The sequence below is a fragment of the Anaerobacillus sp. 63XJN7_5_ISO-PGPR-S23-430 genome (assembly GCF_056173695.1).
Genome location: NZ_CM149686.1, coordinates 1,412,198 through 1,435,765 on the forward strand (window position 1 = coordinate 1,412,198; position 23,568 = coordinate 1,435,765).

22 protein-coding genes are annotated in these 23,568 nt (G+C 39.9%); 19 read left to right on the forward strand and 3 right to left on the reverse strand.

Going from position 1 to position 23,568, the window contains the following annotated elements:
- Nucleotides 1-150: 150 nt before the first annotated feature.
- The 5 genes from AC0VYJ_RS07730 to AC0VYJ_RS07750 all read left to right on the forward strand — a co-directional run bounded on the left by AC0VYJ_RS07730 (nt 151) and on the right by AC0VYJ_RS07750 (nt 5,243).
- Complete coding sequence (locus tag AC0VYJ_RS07730) at nt 151-648, forward strand: PTS sugar transporter subunit IIA (RefSeq protein ID WP_475367080.1); 498 nt, start codon at nt 151-153, stop codon at nt 646-648.
- 80 nt (nt 649-728) lie between these two features.
- Nucleotides 729-2,132, forward strand: a complete 1,404-nt coding sequence (treP, locus tag AC0VYJ_RS07735; protein WP_194221023.1) for a PTS system trehalose-specific EIIBC component — start codon at nt 729-731, stop codon at nt 2,130-2,132.
- A gap of 92 nt (nt 2,133-2,224) precedes the next feature.
- Nucleotides 2,225-3,916 (forward strand): alpha,alpha-phosphotrehalase, encoded by a 1,692-nt coding sequence (gene treC, locus AC0VYJ_RS07740; RefSeq protein WP_475367081.1) that lies wholly within the window; start codon nt 2,225-2,227, stop codon nt 3,914-3,916.
- A 4-nt stretch (nt 3,917-3,920) separates the two neighbouring features.
- Nucleotides 3,921-4,640: a trehalose operon repressor gene (treR, locus tag AC0VYJ_RS07745; RefSeq protein WP_303535999.1), complete on the forward strand. Its 720-nt coding sequence runs from the start codon at nt 3,921-3,923 to the stop codon at nt 4,638-4,640.
- A 111-nt stretch (nt 4,641-4,751) separates the two neighbouring features.
- A complete protein-coding gene (locus AC0VYJ_RS07750) occupies nt 4,752-5,243 on the forward strand; it encodes a GNAT family N-acetyltransferase (protein WP_475367082.1) in 492 nt (163 codons plus the stop codon).
- A gap of 33 nt (nt 5,244-5,276) precedes the next feature.
- Here AC0VYJ_RS07750 and AC0VYJ_RS07755 read toward each other — a convergent pair whose 3' ends face one another.
- Entirely contained in the window at nt 5,277-5,417 is a 141-nt protein-coding gene (locus tag AC0VYJ_RS07755) for a hypothetical protein (protein ID WP_430242327.1), read from the reverse strand.
- A 170-nt stretch (nt 5,418-5,587) separates the two neighbouring features.
- Between AC0VYJ_RS07755 and AC0VYJ_RS07760 the strand changes: the two genes are divergently transcribed.
- Both AC0VYJ_RS07760 and AC0VYJ_RS07765 read left to right on the forward strand, forming a co-directional pair.
- Complete coding sequence (locus tag AC0VYJ_RS07760) at nt 5,588-6,682, forward strand: NAD(P)H-dependent flavin oxidoreductase (RefSeq protein WP_475367083.1); 1,095 nt, start codon at nt 5,588-5,590, stop codon at nt 6,680-6,682.
- 263 nt (nt 6,683-6,945) lie between these two features.
- Nucleotides 6,946-7,947, forward strand: a complete 1,002-nt coding sequence (locus AC0VYJ_RS07765; protein ID WP_475367084.1) for a zinc-dependent alcohol dehydrogenase family protein — start codon at nt 6,946-6,948, stop codon at nt 7,945-7,947.
- A gap of 131 nt (nt 7,948-8,078) precedes the next feature.
- Here the strand turns inward: AC0VYJ_RS07765 and AC0VYJ_RS07770 are convergent, their stop codons facing one another.
- Nucleotides 8,079-8,930, reverse strand: a complete 852-nt coding sequence (locus tag AC0VYJ_RS07770) for a glycine betaine ABC transporter substrate-binding protein (RefSeq protein WP_475367085.1) — start codon at nt 8,928-8,930, stop codon at nt 8,079-8,081.
- Nucleotides 8,931-9,062: 132 nt separating this feature from the next.
- Between AC0VYJ_RS07770 and AC0VYJ_RS07775 the strand changes: the two genes are divergently transcribed.
- Nucleotides 9,063-9,257, forward strand: coding sequence for a hypothetical protein (locus AC0VYJ_RS07775; protein WP_194221031.1), 195 nt, complete (start codon nt 9,063-9,065; stop codon nt 9,255-9,257).
- An 83-nt stretch (nt 9,258-9,340) separates the two neighbouring features.
- Here the strand turns inward: AC0VYJ_RS07775 and AC0VYJ_RS07780 are convergent, their stop codons facing one another.
- The gene (locus AC0VYJ_RS07780) at nt 9,341-9,979 is read right to left on the reverse strand and encodes a LysE family translocator (RefSeq protein WP_475367086.1); all 639 of its coding nucleotides are present in this window, start codon (nt 9,977-9,979) and stop codon (nt 9,341-9,343) included.
- A 338-nt stretch (nt 9,980-10,317) separates the two neighbouring features.
- On the opposite strand from AC0VYJ_RS07780, the gene AC0VYJ_RS07785 reads away from it, so the two are divergent.
- From AC0VYJ_RS07785 to yknW, 11 genes are all read left to right on the forward strand, one after another.
- Nucleotides 10,318-13,560, forward strand: a complete 3,243-nt coding sequence (locus AC0VYJ_RS07785; protein WP_475367087.1) for a DEAD/DEAH box helicase — start codon at nt 10,318-10,320, stop codon at nt 13,558-13,560.
- A gap of 80 nt (nt 13,561-13,640) precedes the next feature.
- Nucleotides 13,641-13,928, forward strand: a complete 288-nt coding sequence (locus AC0VYJ_RS07790; RefSeq protein ID WP_430242314.1) for an HNH endonuclease — start codon at nt 13,641-13,643, stop codon at nt 13,926-13,928.
- 193 nt (nt 13,929-14,121) lie between these two features.
- Entirely contained in the window at nt 14,122-15,693 is a 1,572-nt protein-coding gene (locus AC0VYJ_RS07795; RefSeq protein ID WP_475367088.1) for a glycine betaine uptake BCCT transporter, read from the forward strand.
- A gap of 215 nt (nt 15,694-15,908) precedes the next feature.
- A complete protein-coding gene (locus AC0VYJ_RS07800; protein WP_475367089.1) occupies nt 15,909-16,733 on the forward strand; it encodes an STAS domain-containing protein in 825 nt (274 codons plus the stop codon).
- Nucleotides 16,734-16,920: 187 nt separating this feature from the next.
- Entirely contained in the window at nt 16,921-17,634 is a 714-nt protein-coding gene (locus tag AC0VYJ_RS07805; RefSeq protein WP_475367090.1) for an NAD-dependent deacylase, read from the forward strand.
- Between the two features lie 119 nt (nt 17,635-17,753).
- Entirely contained in the window at nt 17,754-18,218 is a 465-nt protein-coding gene (locus tag AC0VYJ_RS07810; protein ID WP_430242308.1) for a GNAT family N-acetyltransferase, read from the forward strand.
- 47 nt (nt 18,219-18,265) lie between these two features.
- Nucleotides 18,266-18,862: an LOG family protein gene (locus AC0VYJ_RS07815; RefSeq protein ID WP_430242306.1), complete on the forward strand. Its 597-nt coding sequence runs from the start codon at nt 18,266-18,268 to the stop codon at nt 18,860-18,862.
- A gap of 179 nt (nt 18,863-19,041) precedes the next feature.
- A complete protein-coding gene (locus tag AC0VYJ_RS07820; protein WP_475367091.1) occupies nt 19,042-20,604 on the forward strand; it encodes a fatty acid--CoA ligase in 1,563 nt (520 codons plus the stop codon).
- 249 nt (nt 20,605-20,853) lie between these two features.
- Nucleotides 20,854-22,098 (forward strand): DHH family phosphoesterase, encoded by a 1,245-nt coding sequence (locus AC0VYJ_RS07825; protein WP_475367092.1) that lies wholly within the window; start codon nt 20,854-20,856, stop codon nt 22,096-22,098.
- 342 nt (nt 22,099-22,440) lie between these two features.
- Nucleotides 22,441-22,644 carry a hypothetical protein gene (locus tag AC0VYJ_RS07830; RefSeq protein WP_430242300.1) on the forward strand — a complete coding sequence of 68 codons (204 nt, stop codon included), beginning with the start codon at nt 22,441-22,443 and terminating at the stop codon, nt 22,642-22,644.
- Between the two features lie 240 nt (nt 22,645-22,884).
- Entirely contained in the window at nt 22,885-23,565 is a 681-nt protein-coding gene (gene yknW / locus AC0VYJ_RS07835) for a YknW family membrane protein (RefSeq protein WP_475367093.1), read from the forward strand.
- Nucleotides 23,566-23,568 lie beyond the last annotated feature (3 nt).

Sequence of the window (23,568 nt, forward strand, 5' to 3'; positions counted from 1 at the left end):
GAATCACATCTTCCCCCCTTAGAAATGTGATTTAAAAGTTGAGTATTATAGTTGACTAACTTGTCTATACAAGATAAACTGCATGTGTAAGCTAAACTTGTATAGACAAGATAGAATATAAATGAAAGCGGTTGAAAGGGGAATGTTCTTATGTTGAAAAAACTATTTGGTAAAAAAGAAAAGCCTTCAGAAGAGGTTATTTTCGCTCCTTTAAACGGAGATGTTGTTGAACTTGAAAAAGTTCCAGATCCAACATTTTCACAAAAAATGATGGGAGACGGTGTTGCGATTGAGCCAAAAGACGGAAAAGTCGTTTCACCAGTCAACGGTAAAGTAATCCAGTTCTTCCATACGAAGCATGCAGTTGGAATTGAATCTGAATCAGGTCTTGAAATTTTAATCCACGTTGGTTTAGAAACAGTTAACATGGGTGGAGAAGGATTTGAAGGTCACGTAAAAGAAGGCGACAAGGTAAAAGTTGGCGATCCTCTCATCACAGTTGATCTTGATCTTGTTAAGGAGAAAGCAGCGAGTACGATCACTCCTGTGATTATTACAAATGCTGATGTTCTTGAAAATGTTGAGAAGAAATATACAGTCGGCGCTTCAAATGAGACTGAAATTATGACAACCAAAGTAAAAGGATAAAGATATGAACTTCCTAAGAGAGTGCGCTATACATCAACTCTCTTAGGATCTATCTAATTATTTCTAAGGGGGAAGAAAACATGGCGATTAATCGAGAGTCTGTCGAACAGATCCTGGAAGCCATAGGCGGTAAGGAAAATATTTCGACCGCAACACATTGTGTAACCCGTCTGCGTCTTGTTTTGCATGATGAAAGTAAAGTAGATACAAAAGCACTTGAAGAGAATGAGCTTGTCAAAGGTTCTTTTTCGGCGAATGGGCAGTTTCAGGTAGTTATCGGTCAAGGAACCGTTGATAAAGTATTTAAGATCTTTGCTGAGATGGCAGATATTGAAAGCGCGTCCAAACAGGACGTGAAAGATGCGGCTGCAAGTAAACAAAATATCCTCCAGCGCGGTGTGAAAACACTTGCTGATATTTTTATCCCGATTTTACCTGCAATCGTAACAGCTGGTTTGCTTCTTGGGATTAATAATATTCTCACAGCACCGGATATCTTCTTTAGTGATCCACTTGTAGAGGTGTATCCACAGTGGGCAGATTTAGCGAGTATTATTAACCTGATTGCTAACACAGCCTTCGTCTTTTTACCTGGCTTAATTGGTTGGTCAGCAGCGAAGCAATTTGGCGGAAGTCCATTGCTCGGTATTGTACTAGGTCTTATTCTTGTTCACCCTGATCTCCTCAATGCATGGGCATATGGAGAAGCCGACGATATTCCAACATGGAATTTGTTCGGACTTGAAATAGAGAAGATTGGGTATCAAGGTCAAGTCTTGCCTGTTCTTGTGTCAGCTTATATATTAGCCAAAATTGAAACGTTTCTTAATAAGCGGATTCCAGATTCCATTCAAATGCTCATTGTGGCTCCTGTTGCCTTGCTCGTAACTGGATTCCTAGCGTTTACTCTTATTGGACCGGTGACATTCTGGATTGCGAATCTCTTAACGGATGGTTTTATTGGATTATTTGATTTTGCACCAGCTATTGGTGGATTAGTGTATGGGGCTTTATATGCGCCACTCGTTATCACGGGAATGCACCATACGTTCCTTGCTGTAGATTTGCAGTTAATCGGCAGTACGGGAAGCACATTCTTATGGCCGATGCTGGCACTTTCCAACATCGCCCAGGGTGCAGCGGCACTTGCGATGATGCTGATTACACGTAATGAGAAAACGAAAGGACTTGCAGGTACTTCGGCTGTCTCTGCTTTCCTTGGCGTCACTGAACCTGCGCTATTCGGTGTGAATTTACGCTTTAAGTTCCCGTTCTTTGCAGCAATTATTGGTTCAGCTGTGGCTGGTCTTGTTATTACGGTTAGTGGTGTTGAAGCGACATCGATCGGTGTAGGTGGTATACCAGGCTTCCTTTCAATCTTTAAAGAATACTGGGGTGCTTTCTTTATGGGGATGGCCATCGCACTCGTCGTACCATTTGTTTTAACATTCTTGTATGGGAAAGTTAGAAAAGTAAGTGAGTAAATAAAAAGGAGCGATATCATCAGGCACTTAAGCTGCTCCGATGGTATCGCCTTTGTTTGTTTTTTCAAGTATACAATTAGGAGTTGATTGATATGCAACAACCATGGTGGAAGAAGTCAGTCGTTTATCAAATTTATCCGAAAAGCTTTAACGATACGACTGGTAACGGTACAGGGGATATTCAAGGCATTATTGAAAAGCTGGATTATTTAAGTGAACTTGGAGTGGATGTCGTTTGGCTAACACCAATCTATGATTCACCTCAGAATGACAATGGATATGATATTCGAGACTACTTTAGTATTTATGAAGAGTATGGAACAATGGAGGATTTCGATCATCTTCTTCAAGAAGCTCATTCAAAAGACATTAAGATCATTATGGATATCGTTGTGAATCATACGTCTACCGAGCATCAGTGGTTCGTCGAGTCTCGTAAATCAAAGGATAATCCTTATCGAGACTATTACATCTGGAAAGATGGCGTAAATGGAGCAGAACCAACAAACTGGCAGTCAAAATTCGGTGGTAATGCGTGGCAGTTTGATAAAGAAACAGGTCAATATTACTTGCATCTTTTTGATGTCACACAGGCTGATCTTAACTGGGAGAATGAAAAAGTAAGAGATGAAGTGTATGATATGATGACATTCTGGTTTGAAAAAGGGGTCGATGGTTTTCGTCTCGATGTGATTAACCTTATTTCGAAAGATCAGAATTTCCCAAATGATGATGGTTCTGTAGCTCCTGGAGACGGACGTAAATTTTATACAGATGGTCCAAAAGTGCATGAGTATATGAACGAAATGAATCGCAATGTGTTTATGAAATATAACAGCATGACGGTTGGGGAAATGTCTTCCACAACGATTGACAACTGCATTAAATACTCTAATCCTAAGCGAAATGAATTGAGCATGACATTCAACTTCCATCATTTAAAAGTCGATTATCCTGATGGAGAAAAGTGGTCTGTAGCCGATTTTGATTTCCTAAAGCTAAAAGAAATTCTATCAACATGGCAGGCGGAAATGTATGAAGGTGGAGGCTGGAATGCCCTCTTCTGGTGTAACCATGACCAGCCCCGAATCGTATCACGCTACGGGAATGACGGGGAGTACAGACGTGAGTCAGCCAAAATGCTAGCGACAACAATGCACCTGATGCAAGGTACTCCGTATATTTATCAGGGAGAAGAAATTGGGATGACGAATCCAAAGTTTGATGCGATCTCATCTTATCGCGATGTAGAATCGTTGAATATTTACTCCATTCTTAAAGAGGAAAAAGGGTATAGTGAAGAGGAAGTACTCGAGATTTTGCGTCATAAATCAAGAGATAACTCAAGAACGCCTGTTCAATGGAATTCAGAAGCTAACGCTGGGTTTACAACAGGGGAACCATGGATACCCGTTGCGAAAAACTATGAAGACATTAACGTCGAAGATACTCTTAATGAGAGTCATTCAGTATTTGAACATTATCAGAAGCTAATCGCACTTAGAAAAAATATGGATTTGATCACATACGGTGACTATGAGCTTCTTTTAGCTGAACACCCACAGCTTTTCGCTTATGTAAGGAACGGTGAAAATGAAAAGCTTCTTGTGATCAATAATTTCTATGAAAGTGAAGTAACGTTTGAACTTCCGGAAGATGTGGAAGTAAATGGTTATCATGCAGAGGTTCTATTATCGAATTATGAAGACACCCCTAACACTTTCAAGAAAGTGTCATTGCGACCATATGAGTCGATTGCTTATCATCTAACTAAGGCAAGGTGAGTCTATGAAGCAAACCAAGTACCAGCAAATATATAATGATCTCTCTCTGAATATACAAAATGGTACCTATCAACCGAATACTAAATTACCTTCAGAACACGAGTTAGCGGAAGCGTACGGAACATCGCGAGAGACGATTCGTAAAGCTCTTAATTTGCTTTCTCAAAATGGTTTGATTCAGAAAATTAAAGCGCGAGGATCTGTCGTTCTCGACCTTAACCGTTATGAATTTCCGGTTTCTGGTCTTGTGAGCTTTAAGGAAATCTCTCAAAAAATGAATCGCTCTTCTCGTACTATCGTTCATGATCTAGAAAAAAAACTTCCGTCGAAATGGGTTAGTGAGCAGTTGGAGCTAAAAGACAATGCACAAGTATGGCATGTTGTAAGAGCTCGTGAAATAGATGGAGAGAAAATTATACTTGATCGCGATTATTTTCCAGTAGAATTTGTTCCAGAGCTCACAAAAACAATTTGTGAGAATTCGATCTATGATTATTTAGAGAATGACCTTGGCCTTGTCGTAAGCTATGCTAAAAAGGAAATTGTAGTGGAAGAGGCGGATGAAGAGGATCGTCTCTACCTGGATTTGCATGATTACAATCATGTTGTCGTGGTTCGAAACTACGTTTATCTAAATGACACCACATTAATTGAGTATACTGAATCAAGGCACCGGCTTGATAAATTTAGATTTGTTGATTTTGCTAGACGTGAAAAGCAATGAAAGAAGCGCTCCTATAATTAGGAGCGCTTCTTTATCTTACTGTCATATTGAATTCTCTTAGTTGACGAGTAATAATGAACAAAAGAGTTAGGTTGGAGAGGAGTCTTTCATGTGAGGGTTAAAGAAGAAAACATCTATCTTGTGAAAGCTGAAAAGGATCATATTAGTGCATTGAAATCATTCACTCTAGATGAAAGGCAGCTCGCTTTCACGTCGATGCCAGTCACTGCATATGAGAAATGCCAGATCGATCATGATCGCTTTCCTGTGGTTATTATGGAAAAGGATCAGCCAGTTGGCTTTTTCGTTCTAGATCGTGGGGATGATACCTTCTCGTATTCAGATAATACTAAGGCCGTTCTGTTAAGAGCGTATTCAATCAATCGACCTGAGCAAGGAAGAGGGATTGCGAAAGCCTCTTTACAGCTGCTAGAACAGTTTGTAAAAAGGCATTTTCCTAATTGTCATGAAATCGTTCTTGGGGTTAATGAAGACAATGAAGCAGCTAAGAAGATTTATTTAGGAGCGGGGTTTATTCATACTAATAAGAAAAAGAACGGGCGCTCAGGGCCTCAGGCTATTCTAAAATATCCAGTTATATAGCTTCGTTCTTTGCAACTAAAAAGCCAGGAGAATTTACTCCTGGCTTTTGATACACGCTTTTTGTAGGCTATATTCTATTAAGAATGCTTGGAATTCTTCTTTAGTGACATAAGCTTCCATTGCTTGTTCCACGACAACATGCCATTCCTCAGGCAAATAAGCGTTTTCTTTCAAGACTCATTCCCCCCTGCGACAATAATGTTAACCATTTATGTATATTTGGTTAACATTATCATAGCGGTAGATCAATCGAATTGCAATATAAATGCCTCAGCGTAATTGGAAGGAGTCATTCTTTTTATAAAGAAGTATTTGAAAGGGCAAAGGAAGAAATAGAAAGGAAGATGGTAGTCTTGTGGAATGAAACTCTCGTAACTTCCATATTAAACATCGAATACCCGATCGTACAGGCGGGAATGGCCGGAGGGGTGACAACACCTCAATTAGTTGCTTCTGTATCGAATACGGGAGGCTTAGGCAGCTTAGGGGCTGGGTACATGACACCTGATCAAATGAGGGTCGCGATAAAAGACATTAAACAGTTCACGTCAAGGGCTTTTGCTGTTAACTTGTTTATTCCTGAGGAGGATCACTCCTCCAATGAAGTGGTGGAGCACACGAAGCAGGTGCTTCAGCGCTATGCTACAAAACTTGGTATAGAAGACTATAGTTATAAAGAGAAGCCTTTTTCGGTTTTAAAAAAAGAATACAAAGAAAAGCTTAAGATTTTAATAGAGGAAGATGTACCTGTATGTAGCTTTACTTTTGGAATTCCTTCAAAAGAGGATGTCCAGCAACTAAACCGTAAAGGAATTATCCTTATCGGAACGGCAACGACGGTAAATGAAGCCATTATCAATGAAGAAAGCGGAATGGATCTTGTGGTGATGCAAGGGGCAGAAGCGGGTGGACATCGCGGCACTTTTGAAAGTGAAGTTGATTCGTCTCTTGTCGGTATTTCCTCTCTTATCCCACAAACAGTTGATGTCATAAATATTCCTGTTATAGCGGCTGGTGGAATCATGGATGGACGAGGAATTCTCAGTATGCTTGTTCTTGGAGCTGGAGCTGTTCAGATGGGTACAGCATTTGTGACGTGTCAAGAAAGTGGGGCTCACCCTCTTCACAAACAAGCGATATTAACGAGCACGGAAGAACAAACAATGATCACACCCGTATTTAGTGGGAAGTCTGCTCGTGGTATAAAAAATGATTTTATGACCGAAATGACTGAATCTAACTTACCAATGTTGCCTGGTTACCCAGTGTTAAACACTTTAACAAAAGAGATTCGTAAACAAGCAGCTGAGCAAAATCATCCTGAATGGATGTCATTGTGGTCGGGGCAAAACCCACGGTTGAGTACTTCGAAATCCGCGGAGGAAATAATTCGAGATAGCGTCTCAGAGGTAAATAACATCATCAATAGGATTTCGTAATCAAGATACATCCAGCTTACTAACCATATCCAAATGAACGTGAAGAAGCCCTTCTCAAACTAGTGAGAAGGGCCACTTCAATGACTTGCATTGATAAGCCGGTCATCTGACAGCACCTTTTATTATGAAAAGATAATGACCGGCTGTATAATGAGTTTGGTCATAAATTCTGAATGAAATACCTGTTTGTTTAGAAAGATATCGGGGAAACGCAGAAGAATGAACAAGGTAATCTGAATTAGATCCAGGAAGGGTGTTTAGTCATGAAAGCAGTTGTGATTAACGAATTTGGAGCACCATCAAATTTTCGTATAGAAGAGCTCTCATCAAGAGAATTAAAAGCTGGTGAAGTGAGAATTAACGTGAAAGCAACAAGCGTTAATCCAGTGGATATGAAAATACGATCTGGTCAAGCAGAAGCGTTTGCTCCAGCATTTCCAGCCGTTCTACATGGAGATGTAGCTGGCATTGTGGAGGAAGCATATGAAGGAAGCGCGTTTAAAAAAGGTGACGAGGTATATGCTTGTGCGGGCGGGGTAAAAGGTCTCGACGGAGCACTCTGTGAACAAATGATTGTTGATCAAAAGCTTGTAGCTAAGAAACCAGCGCGTTTATCTATGAAAGAAGCTGCCGCATTGCCGCTCGTATCTATCACGGCGTGGGAAGCGCTCATTGATCGAATCAATGTAAAGCCAGGACAAAATGTTCTTATTCACGGTGCGACAGGCGGCGTTGGGCACATCGCTATTCAGATTGCTAAATCACTAGGTGCCATCGTCTATACGACAGCTTCAACGAATGAGAAAATGAAGATGGGTCAAGAACTCGGTGCTGATTACGCGATCAATTATAAAGAAACGTCTGTCGAAGAATATGTTAATCACTATACAGATGGAAAAGGTTTCGATGCTGTTTTTGATACAGTAGGCGGAGATAACATGGAAAAGTCATTTCAAGCAGTGAAAAATGGCGGAGACGTTGCCTGTATTGTTGGCAGTGGTGAACACGATATGACACAACTTTATGTGAAAAGTGCTTCGTACCATGGTGTTTTAATGCTCGTTCCGATGTTAACGAATGAAGGAAGAGAGCATCACGGAGACATTCTAAACCGCGTTGCGCATATGGTAGATCACGGCATATTAAAGCCGGTTTTGGATGAACAAAGCTTTACTTTTACTACAATCGGTGACGCTCATGCACGACTTGAATCAGGAAAGACGATTGGCAAAGTTGTTGCAGAAAATGATTTGACACATTCTTAAATATAACGTCAAATAACGAAAAGGAACCCATTCGGGTTCCTTTTCATATTGGTTAGTCAAACAAATGAACTAAAAAATAAAGCCATTCATGAGAGCTAATAGATAAAGAATTCGAAGATGAGTTCAGGCCGTTATTCAGTCCATTGAGAGACAAGCTCTTCGTTCTCTTCAACCCACTGCTTTGCGCCTGTTTCGGTGTCGTCAGCATTCTTAATCGTTGCCATTAGACTACCGAGTGAATCATCATCCATCTTCCAATTGTTCATCCACTTAACGATTTCAGGGTGATCGTCACTGAAATCTGTTCTTGTCATAAAGTAAATATCGTCCGCTTCACCAAAGACATTTTGGGGATCTTCCAGGTACTTTAAGTCATATTCTGCAAAAGCCCAGTGAGGATTCCACAGCGTGACAATAATAGGTTCTTCGTCTTCATAAGCTTTCTTAAGCTCACTCATCATCGCTGGACCAGAGCTATCGACAAGGTCATAATTTAATTCATATTCATCAACAGCCGTTCTGCTCATTTCCATCAAGCTAGCGCCCGGATCAATTCCAACAATTTGCTCTAATCCAAGTTCGCTTTTTTTGTCGTTCAGTTCTTCTATACTATTGATATCCATATACGAAGGGACAACGAGGCCAAGACCAGTACCCTCATACCATGTTTCTTGCATCTCAACATCTTCTTTGTACTCTTCATATAGTGGCTTATCAGTCGTAGGTAGCCAAACCTCTGCTGCTACATCAAGGTCGCCCTGTGAAATACCAGCCCAAACTGGTGACTTTTCCATTGATTTTAGTTCAATGTCGTATCCTTTTTCTTCAAGTATCACTTTCCACATATTTGAAACGGCGATATTTTCAGCCCAGTTGTTTAATCCAAACGTAACCGTTCCTTTCGACTCTTCACTTTCTCCAGATCCACAAGCTGCTAGAATTGAAAGTGCTGCAATGACTAGGACTAAGATTCCTCTCCTCATAGATACTCTCCTTTTTCTTTCTTATTTTTTGTGCGAAAACGCACATGTTTTCTATCATAACAAATGTGTCACACTTTTGCAGGTTTATTACAGAAAGGAGACAGTGTATGATGAAGGTAGGGAGGGATGGGGATGATCACAATTGCAACAACGCTTATTGTTATTTTTCTTGTTATTATTTTAATTGGTACGCTAATGGTTGCCGGAAAAAGTGATCCTGGGTATGGGAAGAAAGCGAAGAATACAACGGTTACCATTTCCGCTATTTATCTTCTTGTAAGCGTTCTCGCTATAGCAGGCATTGCAGCTTATGTTTATTTTACGTAAACGCATCATTGTAACGAGAATGCTTCTTCAAAAACATTCGTAGTCAAAATGAAGACGTAATAGGATTGGCTGCATAGCCAATCCTATTTTGAAGCAACGAAAATCATTTCAGCTGCAAGGTAGCCGAACCGTAAACCAAAAAATAATAATACGAGACTGGCGGTTACACTAATCGCGCGGAGCGTTCGAGGTTTCATTAGTGATTTTCCGAAGTGGACGGTCATACAAAGATTGACATTCCAAAGGCCGATCCCAATGAAAACGAGTGCAGATAAGAAAAAGGCCTGCCATTTGTCTGGTTGTTGCAGTGAAACGCTAAGCACTGATCCGTAAATACCGAGCCAGAAAAGAAGGTTCATTGGATTAAATGCAGCGATCATAAAACCGGTTGCGTAGGAATGAAATAAACCCGTTCTTTCTTTGTCCTCGTCTTCATCAAGACTTACTTGAGATCGAAAGCCTTGAATCCCTGAAATCGTTAAGATAATGGCTCCGAGAATCATTAAACTAATTTGGACAATAGTCAGCTTAACAAAAGTTGCAATACCGAAGTACATCAAATACATGAGTACAAGGTCTGCACTCATTCCACCTGCTCCTACGAAGAGAGAAGACCAGAACCCTTTATGAATTCCTCGCTTCATGATTTCAATGTTTATTGGACCGAGCGGAGCAGCAATTGATAAGCCCAAGATAATGTGAGCAATAGCAATTTCTAGCATGGCGAGCAATCTCCTTTTATCTATGTATTCTGATTCAGGATAAATACTTTTGAGCAGGCTGTTGGAGTGGATAGATAGTTGATTTATTCGAATGAAGTGAAGGGTTCACTCGAATGAGCCAAACATCTAGAGATCATTAATCGTAACGAATGTAACCTTGAAATAAGGAATTCCTCTTTCTTTAATACATGTCCAAACGGCCTAAATTAGAAGTCTCATTTTGAATTCAGGGAAAAATATGCTATTATGCTCTTTTGGGTCGCGCAATATTTTGAAGAAGATGTGGAAAATTGTATAATGAAGGTTACTACTACCATTGGAATTGATGTGATGTGGATATGAAGCATTTTTCTATGTTTACTAAAAGTGAAATAAAAGAACGTTTTCCAGTGAGCTTCTATCAAAGAGGTCTCACCTATTTTCAGAATGGGCGCGTATCTGAGCTTACATATGATAAAGAAGATCAGTCTTATCGAGCTTATGTAAACGGAAGTTCTGAATATGGCGTGTTAATTGAGCTACTTGGTGATAACTGGTTTGGGTCTTGTGAGTGTCAAGCATTTGAAACATATGGCACTTGTAAGCATCTTGCTGCTGTGCTTATTGCAATCAGCGAGAAGGGGCCGGAAGAAAGTGAAAAGGAAAAACCATCACAGGTACCTCAATCACCACGAAGCTACAGTGAAACAAATCAGCTCATTCAAGTATTAAGTGATTATCAACCCGAAGCGAATCGCTCAAGATTGAGATCGGATCAGTTGAAGATTGAGTTTACATTGAAAGCGAGCTCTTACCCAACGCTTCGTAAATCTCAAGGGGATTCTCCGTGGACACTTGAACTTAAAGTGGGGATAAACCGTTTATATGTCGTGAAAGATATTCGCGCATTTCTAGATGCGGTTCTTGATGAGCAATCTTATTTGTTTACGAAAAAGTTCAGTTATGAACCAGATGAACATACGTTTCATGAACTCGATGAGCCTTTTATTCAACTTCTACTCGCAATAAGAAGGAATGAGAAGGTTTATTTGGATTTACCTGATAACTGGGGGCGTTTTACTGAAAACCGTGAATTGATTTTACCCCCACTGACAGCGAACGAGTTTCTTTCAGAGTTTTTAAAGCAAAATCGATTGATTCGGTTTGAATACAATCGGACGCTTTATGAAGAGACCGAGCTTTTTGATGGTGGGTTACCATTTTCGTTTGAAATTGAACAGCGGGATGATGATTACGTACTACAGTTAAATGGGTTTCAAAGTGCCGCTTATTTTCCTACTTATGGATGGTTATTTCATGATGAGAAGCTTTACAAACTGTCGAAAAAACAGCAGTCCTTATTAAGGGATCTGTCTCATTTTCGAAGTGCGGCTAGAAAAAGTGACTTATCCATTTCTCAAACACAGATTGAACCATTCCTTTCTCAGGTCGTTCCAGGTCTCAAAAAGCTTGGGGATGTAACGATCTCTGAACAGATCAATGAAAAAATCATTAACCCTGATTTGCGTGCGAGAGTCTATGTAAATGCAGAAGGACAGCGACTTCTAGTTAACGTTGAATATGAATATGGCGAAGATGTGATCAATCCTTTTAAAGATGATTCCCGGATCGTAAATGACCAGGGAGGCATTGTCTTAAGAGACAGTGAAAAGGAACAAACGATTATGTCTCTTATTGAACAAGCATCACTAAAATTCAACGGTAAAGAGCTATATGCAGAAGATGAAGCGGTGATATTTGACTTTCTTTACTGGACGATCCCAGAACTAAATGACCTTGCTGATGTGTTTCTAACAGAATCTGCACGGGGTTGGTTATTGGATGAATCATCGGCTCCAGTAACATCAGTAGATATGGATCATAGTGGAAATTGGCTTGATGTAAGCTTTGACATGAAGGGATTGGATGAAGAAGAAATCTCTCATATTCTTAAAGCCGTGATCGAAAAAGATCGCTATTATCGCCTTGCGAATGGTGCCTTCGTTTCAATTGAAAATGAAGATTTTCAACATGTTAGTCAGCTATTCGACGACCTGAATATAAAAGAAAAAGATATCGAAAGAGGAGAGCTTCATCTGCCACTCTATAGAGGACTCCAGCTCGACGAAAGAATGAGCGGTGGAAAGCACGCTTCACGTTATAGCAAGGCTTTCCGAGACCTTATCTCTCGTTTAAAGCACCCAGAAGACCTTCAGTTTGATCTTCCTACAGGGCTAGAAGCTGATCTTCGCTCGTACCAAATGACGGGCTATCAATGGCTAAAAGCACTTGCCCATTATCAGTTGGGTGGGATTCTTGCAGATGACATGGGACTAGGTAAGACATTGCAAAGCATTGCCTACTTGCTGTCTGAGAAAAAAGATAATCCAGAAGCGATGGCGCTAGTTGTCGCACCAGCATCACTTATTTATAACTGGAAAAAGGAGTTTGAGAAATTTGCTCCTGGACTTCAGATTGAAGTGAATACTGGTACGCCAAATGAGCGGAAAGAGCTTCTAAGTCAAGGGCTTCAGCCAGATGTTTGGATAACTTCATATCCGACGCTCAGGCAGGATATTGCCCATTATGAAACCATTCAATTTGATTCCGTTATTCTTGATGAGGCTCAGGCAATTAAGAATCCTGCCACAAAGACCTCACAAGCTGTGAGACAGTTAAGTGCTAAGAAGCGGTTTGCACTCAGCGGAACTCCAATTGAGAATTCACTTGATGAACTATGGGCACTTTTTCACTCGATTATGCCTGGATTCTTCCCGGATCAATCCACGTTCAGAAATTTACCACATGAGCGAATTTCGAGAATGGTCAAGCCATTTATTCTAAGACGTGTGAAGAAGGATGTACTTAAAGAGCTTCCTGATAAGATTGAGACGGTTCAAGTATCAGAGCTAACAAAACAGCAAAAAGAACTGTACATTGGCTACTTGCACCGTATTCAGCAGGAAACTAAAGAAAGCCTTGCTGGAGATGGTTTCCAAAAAAATCGCATGAAAATACTGGCTGGCCTTACTCGTTTAAGGCAGCTATGCTGCCATCCGTCTTTATTCGTTGAAAATTACCAGGGTCAATCGGGTAAACTTGAGCAGCTTTTAGATATTGTTACGACATCAATCGAAAACAAGAAACGTCTCCTGATCTTTTCGCAATTCTCGAGCATGTTAAAGATCATTCATCAAAAGCTAACGGATTTAGGCTATTCCGCTTTCTATTTGGATGGTCAGACGCCTTCGAAAGATCGAGTTGAAATGACCGAGCGATTCAATGATGGTGAGAATGAAATTTTTCTTATCTCATTGAAAGCAGGAGGAACAGGTTTAAATTTAACTGGCGCCGATACGGTTATTTTGTATGATCTGTGGTGGAATCCAGCTGTTGAGGAACAGGCTGCGGGACGAGCTCACCGAATCGGACAGAAAAAAGTTGTTCAAGTTATGAGGTTAATTACCCAGGGTACCATTGAAGAGAAAATTTATGAGCTTCAGCAAAAGAAAAAAGAACTCATAGAGAAAGTTATCCAACCTGGAGAAACGATGATCTCTAGTCTATCTGAAGATGAAATAAAAGATATTCTGAGCATCTAATCGCTAGAACTTAAGGCATTTATGTAGTTTGAATAGCTCTTATCAAAGTAACAAACAATACCTTACAGAGGGGTGTTTAGATGGAGGTGTGTGAATTATGTGGAAGAACGGTTACCAAATGCACGCTTCACCATTTAACCCCTAAAGAAGAAGGCGGTTCTTTCAAACCAACCGCCTGGCTATGTGTGCCTTGTCATAAGCAAATCCATGCTCTTTATACGAACAAGGAGCTTGCTATTAGGCTCAATACCATTCCACAGCTCAAAGAAGACGATCGAATTCGTCGTTATTTGAAGTGGATAAAAAAACAGCCAGGAACGAAGAGTGTTAAAACGAAGAAGGCAAACAGTCGAAAGCAGAAAAAATAAATTTTCAAGTCGGTTTTTTATTTAAAATCCTTATAAAATGCAACGTTAATTGAAAAATCTCGAAAATGAGTTAGTTTAGATTCAAAATTCGGTGTTTCGACATTTTTTATAGTGGTATATGTAGATATAGGTAAAAAGGTACTAATTCTTAAGCTATAGGAAAAGAAAATTATTTTAAGTAGAGGTGAAGTGTATGAGAGGAAAAGTATCCTCCGTGTTTTGGAGCACGCTCATTATAAGTTTATTAATGGTTGCTTGGGGAGCGATCTCTCCAGACACATTACAGTCGTTGACGGCGAGTGCCCAAACATTTATTTCGAATAAGTTTGGGTGGTATTATCTAATTCTTGTAACACTGTTAGTTATTTTTTGTGTGTTTATTATTTTCACACCGTACGGGAAAATTAAGCTAGGAAAGCCCGACGAGAAGCCTGAATTTACAAGGTTAAGCTGGTTTGCCATGCTATTTAGTGCTGGTATGGGTATTGGACTGGTTTTCTGGGGTACAGCGGAACCGATGTCCCATTACGCTGTTAATGCGCCTACGGCAGAAACTGGTTCACCCGCTGCCATTAAGGAAGCTTTGCAGTATTCATTTTTCCACTGGGGTATTCATGCCTGGGCAATTTATGCCATTGTGGCGTTAGTTCTTGCATACTTTAAATTTAGACATGATCGTCCCGGCTTAATTAGTGCGACTTTATATCCAATTTTTGGTGAGCGCGTGAATGGTCTTTTTGGTAAAGTTATTGATACGCTAGCGGTTTTTGCAACAATCGTTGGTGTTGCGACAACATTAGGATTTGGTGCCGTTCAAATTAACGGTGGTTTATCGTTCCTAACAGATGTACCAAATAGCTTTAGTACACAGCTGATTATTATCGGCGTCGTTACGGTACTATTCATGATTTCAGCCTGGTCAGGGATCGGAAAAGGAATCAAATACTTAAGTAATGCGAATATAGGATTAGCAGGAGTTCTTTTCCTAGCGATGTTCATTCTAGGACCTACTGTTTATATTCTGAATATGTTTACAGATACAATCGGTTCTTATCTAACCAATTTAATGGCAATGAGCTTCCGTATTGCGCCATTAAATCCAGAGAACCGTGAATGGATTAATAACTGGACAATTTTCTATTGGGCCTGGTGGATTTCATGGTCACCATTCGTAGGGATCTTTATAGCCCGCGTATCAAGAGGAAGAACGATCCGAGAATTTCTCGTAACTGTACTTCTTGTTCCTTCGATTGTTGGCTTCCTATGGTTCTCAACATTTGGGATTTCGGGTATCAACATTCAACAGCAGGGAATTGCTGATATTGCGTCTCTAGCAACAGAGGAATCTCTCTTCGGTATGTTCCAGAATTACCCTCTAGGGCTTATTTTATCAATTATAGCGATAACCCTAATCGGTACATTCTTTATTACTTCAGCTGACTCCGCAACGTTTGTTCTTGGAATGCAAACAACTTACGGTTCCTTAAATCCTGGTACAAGCGTGAAGCTAACGTGGGGGGTTACACAATCAGCTATGGCTGCGGTACTTCTATACACTGGTGGATTACAGGCGTTGCAGAATGTATTGATTCTCGCAGCATTGCCGTTCTCCATTATTATGATATTAATGACCGTGTCCTTCTATAAAGCTTTAAAGAAAGAGAAATATTTAGTGGCGAAAGATCCAAAGCCTAAAAAAGAAAAACGAAAAGAAAAGAAAGCAGGTTCTGAACCTACAGATTCAACTGCACCTGCTACAAAATAGAGATTTGAGGCGATAAGGATTTCCTTATCGTCTTTTTTCTTTTTTGCATATACTAATTTGACTCATTGAATTGATTAACATAAACCGTAAAGAATTCAATATGTCACTATCCTCATTCATTAACTCAGGTGTCGGTCGCTCAATCTTTACTTTTACCCTCCGCCGTTATAAAATGATTTAGCATATAGGATATTATGGATAAGTGGGGATGAAAGATGACGGTAAGGTTGCAATCCGCAAGTGAAAAAATCCTCGATCGTAAAGAGGAAATTGCACATTTAATTACAGTAGAGCAAAATAAAAAATTCCCAGATCAATTGGAGAGTCTATCTAATGAACTGCTCCCAATGCGTATTGAATTGGTCACCGTCTATGCTAAAGCGTTAGCGCTTGATGACGTTGAGAGTGAGCAGAAGATTAAAGAGTGGGGTATTGAGACTGGGGAAGAGTGTGCAAGAATCGGAACAACGCTTGATGCGATGTTAAGTGAGGTGCCTCATTATCGCAATTTTATAGGTGAAGTATTGAAGGAATATGCGATTGAGCAAGGCATGGGCATTGAAGAGCTTTATGAAATGATTTCAAAGCTAGATTATACAATGAATTTGGTCGTTTATTACTTTAGTATTCCTTATGTTGACTATCAAACAAATTTACTTGAGCAGTCTCGTAAAGAGATTCTTGAATTGTCAGCACCAGTCGTGCCTATTATGGATGGCGTTGCCGTTCTACCTTTGATTGGAACGATTGATACATACCGGGCGAAGTTAATCATGGAGGAATCTCTTCATCAATCCGTGAATCTCAATCTTAATTATTTTGTAATCGATCTCTCAGGGGTTCCCATCGTTGATACATTTGTCATTCAACAGCTCTTTCAAATTATTGAAGCTCTTAAGCTTGTTGGAGTGGAAGCGAGAATTAGTGGAATCAAACCAGAAATAGCCTTATCAGTCGTAAAGCTAGAAACAAATTTTGGTCAGGCCAACACATACTCAACATTAAAGCGAGCACTAGCCGATTTAGTGAATATGTCTTAAGTGAAACTGCCCTCACATTATGTGAAGGGCAGTTTTTATCAAGGTTGATAACCCCACTCATCCATATTAAATTGTAAAAAAAGATAAAACGACCTTACGATTAGATAACAAAAAACGGGACAAGTGGTTTAGAAAGCGGAAAATATGTGAATGGTTAACTATTGGATAAATGAAAGCTGGTGATTCTATGCTTACGGAACTATTTAATAAATCCAAACATACTGTTGTTTTAACAGGGGCAGGGATGAGTACAGAAAGCGGTTTGCCTGACTTTCGATCTGCACTCGATGGAATGTGGAATGAGGTAGACCCGCTTCAATTTGCAAGCAGAGATGCGATGAAATACGAACGAGATTTATTTGTTCGATTCTATAAGCAACGAATACAAAAGCTAAACGAAGCTTCTCCTCATAGTGGTTACTATCATCTTGCTGATTGGGAACGAAGCGGAAAGCTTGGTTGTATTCTGACTCAAAACGTTGATGGGTTTCATCAGTTGGCCGGTAGTCAAAACGTTGCGGAAATGCATGGCTCATTGCGATCGATTTATTGTGATGAATGTGGAGAAAAAGCTTCAAGTGAAAGATACATGAATGATGATTTTGTCTGCCACTGCGGGGGATTGAACAGACCTGGCATTGTATTATTTGGTGAACCACTTCCAATGAACGCGATTCATCAGGCGAAAGTGGAAGCGAAGAAGGCTGATCTATTTATCGTTCTAGGATCTTCACTAGAAGTATCACCCGCGAACGTATTCCCGATGGAAGCGAAACGTAACGGTGCTAAGTTAGTTATTGTTAATCAGGAGGAAACAGGGTATGACAAGGCCGCTGACCTTGTTATTCATGATAAAATAGGCAAGGTTCTAAATGATCTTGCAGAAGCTAAAGCACAATAGAACATGGAAACATAAAAAAATGCCGATGGATATCGGTGTTTTTTTATGGTCGAATTTACACTATTTTTCAAACATATTTAATAGTAAGATAAAAAGAGATAGAAAGGAGATGTCGGTGTTTGATAGTATTACAACCAATGAATGATTATGATTATAAACAATTTCTTGAAGTTTCGATTGATAGTTATGCAGCAGAAAAAGCTTCGGCAGGAAACTGGAAAGAAGAAGAAGCGTATGAAAAGTCTAAGCAGGAATTTGAACGATTATTGCCTAAAGGAAGGCATACCGAAGATCATTTCCTGTATACCATTGTAAATGCAGCTATAGAGGAAAAGGTAGGAATCTTATGGGTAAAGGAGGATAACGAAGCAAAGGAAGCATTTATCTATGAGTTTGCAGTAAATGAAGATAAGCAAGGTAGAGGCTTTGGAACTGAAGCCATAAAGGCACTGGAAGTATTGTTAATGGAAAAAGACATTGAAGGACTTTCGCTTCATGTTTTTGGTCATAATACAAAAGCAATTCGCCTTTATGAGCGATTAGGATTTAAAACAACTAATATTAATATGAAGAAAAGCTTATAACTAAATTCTTATTTGTCTAATTGAAATGATGGGGGGAGGATCTAAAATTGAATGAACTGAAACGGATGACTGTTTTTTGTGGATCTAGTGAGAATGTTGATAACCACTATTTTGAAGCCGTTGAGCAGCTTGGCAAGGAGCTTGCAGAGAAGGATATTGAAGTGGTTTACGGTGGGGGAAATGTCGGGCTAATGGGGGCGCTAGCAAGATCGGTTTTAAAAGCTGGAGGCAAAGTGACAGGGATCATTCCTCGTAAAATATATGATAATGTGACTCACATAGAGCTATCGAACTTAGTTATAGTCGATACAATGCATGAACGTAAAGCCAAGATGTATGAGTTAGGAGATGCTTTCATAGCGTTACCTGGTGGAATTGGAACCCTTGAAGAATTAACGGAGATATTCACCTGGTATCAGCTTGAATATCATAATAAACCGATTGGACTCCTGAATACAAAAGGCTATTATGAACGCTTTTATCTCATGCTTGAGCACATGGTAGAGGAAGGCTTTCTTCATAAGCAATATATGGAGCCGTTGCTTACAGAAGAAAACCCTGAGAAACTTGTTGCGATGATAAGTCGACATTCGGTTCCTATGATGAATAAATGGAAGCAGGATGATATAAGTGATCGCATTTAAATACCGGACATTCCGGTATTTTTTTGTGCTTTCCTATACTTAAAAGTATGATTGTTTATTCAATAAACACGCCTGAATTAATTAAGTATTCAGACGAAAAAGAAGGGATTATCTCTGTGAAAATGGAACTATACATACGCAAACCAAATATAAGAGAAGAAAGATGTGGAGGTTTCTAAATGTATATAACCATCGGTTCTTTATTCCTTCAAACGGTAAAAAAGTATGGTAAGAAAGAAGCGCTAGTTGATGTAGATCGAAATATAAGATGGACGTATAAGGAATGGAATAGTGAAGTGAATCGCCTCGCTAATGCTTTATTAGATGCAGGAGTTAAAAAGGGAGATCGGGTATCGACCTTTTTATTTAACACTGTGGAATTAGCTACGCTTTATTTTGCTAGTGCGAAAATAGGAGCTGTCATTAATCCAATTAATTTTAGATTGAAATCTAATGAGATCGCTTACATTATTGAAGATGCGAAGCCATCAATATTCCTATTTGAACGTGCTCTCGAACCGATTGTTTCAGAGATACAGTCTCAGTATCCGAATGTTTCTTTCTGGTCAATCGATGATCATGAACCCTCATACGCCGAGAGCTACGAGAAACATGTTCGTCTTTCGCATGATCAAGAGCCAGTAGCTGAAGTAGATGAGAACGATACGTATGCGATTATGTATACGAGTGGAACGACTGGTAGACCTAAAGGTGTCATGCATCGCCATCGTAATATGTTAGAGCAAAGCATCTTATGTGGAGCCTCTTTAAAGCTTACACAAGCCGACCGGGGACTTGTGGCAGCGCCAATGTTCCACTGTGCAGAATTGCACTGTAACTTTTTACCGAGAGTACACTTTGGTGCAGCAAATGTTATTGTTCATCAATTCGAACCGAAGAAAGTACTTGAAGTCATTCAAAACGAGAAAATTTCAGTTTTCTTTGCGGCTCCAACGATGTGGAATATGATTCTTCAAGAAGATTACGGTAAATATGATCGAAGTAGTTTAAGGGTAGGGCTTTATGGTGCTGCCCCAATGGCGCCTTCTCTTGTCGTTTCGGTAAAAGAAAAGCTTGGTATTCATTTAATTCAAGCTTACGGGATGACTGAAATGGGCCCAGCTGTAACATTTCTTGATGAGCACGAACAGTTAACAAAAGTAGGTTCTGCAGGAAGAGCAGCCTTAAACCATGAAGTAAGGGTTGTTCGTCCAAATGAACGAGGTCCTTCAGAACCTGATGACGTGCTTCCCCCTGGAGAAGTAGGTGAAATTATTGTAAAAGGACCATGTATGATGATGGGATATTTTAATCGCCCTGATGCATCGAATGAAGCGATGTATAAAGGGTGGTATCATTCAGGAGATCTCGGCTATATGGATGAAGATAGCTACCTTTACGTTTCGGATCGGGTGGATGATATGATTATTTCTGGTGGGGAAAACGTCTATCCGAGAGAGGTGGAAGATGTTCTCCATGGTCATGAAGGAGTTTTAGATGTGGCGGTACTAGGGCAGCCAGATGAGAAGTGGGGAGAGATCGTCACCGCTATTATTGTGAAGAAAGCGGAAGGGTTAACAGAGGCAGAACTCGATCGTTATTGTAAAGAAAGTCCAAACCTTGCTGACTATAAGCGCCCTCGGAAATATTTATTCTTAGAAGAACTTCCGCGAAATGCTAGCGGCAAAATACAAAAGTTCCGCTTGCGAGAAAAGTATCAAGTTAAAACAAATGAATCCTAAACGCTAAAACTAGCTAAGAACGGGGATGCTATTAAAGCAATATTAGATAATAGTGTTAATCCTTCGATAAATGACTCATTCACGTGTAAATGGATTTTGTTCTTTTATATTGGACAGGGATTGCGAAAGACCTGTATAATTGAAAAATTGTAGGAAGGAAGCGGGCATTCGCTCGCTTTTTTCAATGATTCGTATATTCATGAATTTTGAAATGGCGTACATACTAACATCGAATAGGAGGAGTTGCTCATGATTAAATTATTTACGGATAGTGATCTTGATGGAACGGCCTGTGCTCTTATTGCCGAGTTGGCATTTGAGAATGAAGCTGAGATCACACATTGTACATATCGTAATTTAGATGACAGGGTAGAATCATTTCTTCTACAAAACAGCGGAGATCCGGTGTTCATTACTGATTTATCTGTGAATGAGCATGTTGAAAAACATTTGGAGGAGCGTTATCAAAAAGGAAGTCATGTCCAAATGATCGATCATCATGCTACAGCGATGCATTTTAACGATTACGAATGGGGTTTTGTTGATCCAGGTGAAGATAAAAAAACGTGTGCCGCAACACTTTTTTATCAGTTTCTGTTGGAGAAAGAGAAAATTGAGCGCTTGGAATCGTTAGAACAGTTTCTTGAGCTTGTACGAAAGTACGATACTTGGGAATGGGAAGAGGATAATGAGGTCGATGCGAAACGATTGAATGATCTATTTTCTATTATGGGAAGAGAAACATTTAAATCCGAGATGCTGAGGCGTTTAACGCGAGATCCCGATTCCTTTGCTTTCAATGAATCAGAAGAAATGATTCTTGATCTAGAGGAGCGGAAAATCGAGCGTTACATTCATCAGAAAAATCGTCAGCTCGTTCAAATGGAAGTGGATGAATACTGTATCGGTCTTGTTCATGCTGAATCGTATCATTCAGAACTTGGTAATGAGTTAAATAAGCGAAATCCACATCTTGATTTCATTACGATCATCAATGATGGAAGCCGACGACTTGGTTTTCGAACGATTCATGATGAAGCAGATGTCTCTGAATTTGCTTCACGTTATGGAGGCGGAGGCCACCCTAAAGCTTCAGGTTGTGAAATGAATGAAGACACGTTTGGTATTTTTGTAGCGCCATCATTCGCTCTTAAGCCACTTCGTAAAGATCCTGAACGGAATAAGCTCAATGAGCGAAACAGTGAAAGTGGCTCTTTCTATGAGAATCATGAAGGGAAAATCATCTACATTCGTCCTAGTCGAAATGATCAGTGGGAAATCATGTGCCGCGGCGAGGTTGAAAAGAACGACTTCGAACACTTTGAGGATGCAGAACGATACGTCAAACGCTCTTATCATGCGTGGCTCCGTTCTGATAAGGAAGTCGTGGAAGACTTTGTCCGTATTCTTCCTCTTACAAAGAAACAAATCATCGATCGCTATCACTATATGATCAAGTCAATGCTTCATCAAGAAGAAGACGCTCTTAGCTGAGCGTCTTTTTCATATAGAATTCACATCGATTTTTCATCATTTTGTTTTCTTATTTCGTTAAAATAAAAGGATAGAAAGAGGCACAGTCGTTTTGTGTCTATGAGGTAATCCTGAATGAAAAAAGCTAGCTTCCTATTTGTTTTCTTCCTATTATTTTATTTGTATGGTAGCATGCGAAACCACGAAGCCATTTTTGAAGACGACGAGGGAGAGAACTCTTGGCGCTGATCAGTGCACAAAATCTGTTTCTTTTCTTTGATCCCGGGGTATAGAAGGTTACATGCCCATGGCACTCAACCATAGCGTTGCGAGCATGCATAATGGGTGTGAAAGGAGAAATCAGTGAAGCGAATGATCTTTAACAATCGCTATTCGCAAGTCCTTTACCAGACACAGAAAGCCAGGGAACGATGCTTAAAGTTTGAGAAGAAACCGTACATTAGGACGATCGCGACCGCTACTGGATTCTCAGAAGAAGAGATCTTAGAATCTCTCGAATTTGGTGATGTCGATTACATCATGAAGCTGCGTTTGCACTATAGCTAGACGTAACGTTGTGCGTTGTAGAGCCATTAGGGCATGTAACTCTTAGGTGAACTTTGTTCATAAAGAGAGCGGCTATCAGTGTAGCTGGAGGCTGATTATTTCAAAATGAAATAATCAGCTTTTTTTGTGTTTTTAACGTGACGCCTTTTAGAAAAAATAACTATTTTTCAAAAATAATGGAACCTTTTTCTGTTAGAGTCGTAGAAAGAGATGACATTATTTTGAAAGGTTGTGTACATAATGAACGAAGATTATGAAGAAAAAGGAAATGTAGCAAAGCCATCACTACTTGGAATGATTTGGAGTCCTGGAGAACAGTTAAGCCATATCCGACAAGCTCCTAAAGTATGGTTGCCCTTACTCGTTGTTACGGTATTATCACTGATCGGCGGGTGGTTGATGATACTTGGGCCAGGATTCGAAGAGCAGTTCGCTACAGGGGATTTACAGGGAGAAAATGTTGACGGTCTTATTTTATTTACTAAAATCATTACAATCGTGTCGGTTGGCGTTGGTCCGGTATTATCCATCCTCGTTGGTAGCTTTATTCTTTGGTTGATTAATAAAGCAACAAGCTCAGAAGCTACGTTCAAACAATTCTTCTCGATGAATACGTATATTGGGTTTATTGGAGCAATAGGTGCTGTTCTTAATGGACTTATTATTGCTATTGTCGGAGGCACAGTTGATAAGCTCTACACAAGTCTTGGTAGTTTAGTAAGTGGAGATGGATTTCTAGGTGGATTTCTGAATGGTATTGAGATCTTTGGAATCTGGACGATTATACTGACGGCTCTAGGTCTTCGCATTACTGCTAAATGGCCCAAAGGACTCGTATGGACAATCGCTATTATCCTTTTTGTTTTTACAATTGGCGGCGCCGTAATCACTGGTGTAACGAATAATATGTCAGGAATATAAGCA

Bases quoted from the DNA above. Each gene is read 5' to 3' on its own strand.
- AC0VYJ_RS07730 (WP_475367080.1), top strand. From the start codon at position 151: ATGTTGAAAAAACTATTTGGTAAAAAAGAAAAGCCTTCAGAAGAGGTT.
- treP (WP_194221023.1), top strand. From the start codon at position 729: ATGGCGATTAATCGAGAGTCTGTCGAACAGATCCTGGAAGCCATAGGC.
- treC (WP_475367081.1), top strand. From the start codon at position 2,225: ATGCAACAACCATGGTGGAAGAAGTCAGTCGTTTATCAAATTTATCCG.
- treR (WP_303535999.1), top strand. From the start codon at position 3,921: ATGAAGCAAACCAAGTACCAGCAAATATATAATGATCTCTCTCTGAAT.
- AC0VYJ_RS07760 (WP_475367083.1), top strand. From the start codon at position 5,588: ATGGTAGTCTTGTGGAATGAAACTCTCGTAACTTCCATATTAAACATC.
- AC0VYJ_RS07765 (WP_475367084.1), top strand. From the start codon at position 6,946: ATGAAAGCAGTTGTGATTAACGAATTTGGAGCACCATCAAATTTTCGT.
- AC0VYJ_RS07770 (WP_475367085.1), bottom strand. From the start codon at position 8,930: ATGAGGAGAGGAATCTTAGTCCTAGTCATTGCAGCACTTTCAATTCTA.
- AC0VYJ_RS07775 (WP_194221031.1), top strand. From the start codon at position 9,063: ATGATCACAATTGCAACAACGCTTATTGTTATTTTTCTTGTTATTATT.
- AC0VYJ_RS07780 (WP_475367086.1), bottom strand. From the start codon at position 9,979: ATGCTAGAAATTGCTATTGCTCACATTATCTTGGGCTTATCAATTGCT.
- AC0VYJ_RS07785 (WP_475367087.1), top strand. From the start codon at position 10,318: ATGAAGCATTTTTCTATGTTTACTAAAAGTGAAATAAAAGAACGTTTT.
- AC0VYJ_RS07790 (WP_430242314.1), top strand. From the start codon at position 13,641: ATGGAGGTGTGTGAATTATGTGGAAGAACGGTTACCAAATGCACGCTT.
- AC0VYJ_RS07795 (WP_475367088.1), top strand. From the start codon at position 14,122: ATGAGAGGAAAAGTATCCTCCGTGTTTTGGAGCACGCTCATTATAAGT.
- AC0VYJ_RS07800 (WP_475367089.1), top strand. From the start codon at position 15,909: ATGACGGTAAGGTTGCAATCCGCAAGTGAAAAAATCCTCGATCGTAAA.
- AC0VYJ_RS07805 (WP_475367090.1), top strand. From the start codon at position 16,921: ATGCTTACGGAACTATTTAATAAATCCAAACATACTGTTGTTTTAACA.
- AC0VYJ_RS07820 (WP_475367091.1), top strand. From the start codon at position 19,042: ATGTATATAACCATCGGTTCTTTATTCCTTCAAACGGTAAAAAAGTAT.
- AC0VYJ_RS07825 (WP_475367092.1), top strand. From the start codon at position 20,854: ATGATTAAATTATTTACGGATAGTGATCTTGATGGAACGGCCTGTGCT.
- yknW (WP_475367093.1), top strand. From the start codon at position 22,885: ATGAACGAAGATTATGAAGAAAAAGGAAATGTAGCAAAGCCATCACTA.